1 protein-coding gene is annotated in these 561 nt (G+C 35.7%); it reads left to right on the top strand.

The window, feature by feature from the left end; genetic code table 11:
* The first annotated feature begins 79 nt into the window (after positions 1-79).
* Positions 80-556, top strand: a complete 477-nt coding sequence (locus tag FC90_RS04900; protein WP_057908174.1) for a hypothetical protein — start codon at positions 80-82, stop codon at positions 554-556.
* Positions 557-561: the final 5 nt, after the last annotated feature.

Below are 561 nucleotides of genomic sequence, written 5' to 3' on the forward strand. Positions count from 1 at the left end.
ACCTTGAATATTTAGCGTTATTCCAAGACATTCGCGATAACGGCGCACAATCGTTTATGGAAAGTGGGGATTTAAACTAATGGCAAATATTTCATCAGCACAAGGACAAATTGTCATTAATGAAGAGCTGTTGCTAAATGGCATATACGCGGTAAAATCCTTTTTAAATTTGGTATCTTTAAGCGCGAACTACGTTGATTATGATACCTATATTGATTATGAAGATAGCATGTATTTACTTGAAGAATCAGTAGAAAATGTGTACGAATTATCAATAGAATTTAGTGGTACAGGACGTTGGGCGTATACAAACAATATAGAATGTTTTTACCAAATGTTGGAATACGTAGCAAGTCAATGTCATTGTGAGACAGAATTCAGAATCATGTTTAATTATTTCCATAAGTGTGGTATTCCGATAGAAATAAAATACGTGGATATGGAACCAGGTGCCGAACTTTATTATGGTGCAATGCTTGAGATTTTACCGTACATCAACGCAGAAGGCGAAATTGATACAATGACGAGAGAAGGCGGAGGAGCGTGGAAGAAATGATTAAT

This window comes from Latilactobacillus graminis DSM 20719 (assembly GCF_001436415.1).
Classification (GTDB): Bacteria; Bacillota; Bacilli; order Lactobacillales; family Lactobacillaceae; genus Latilactobacillus; species Latilactobacillus graminis.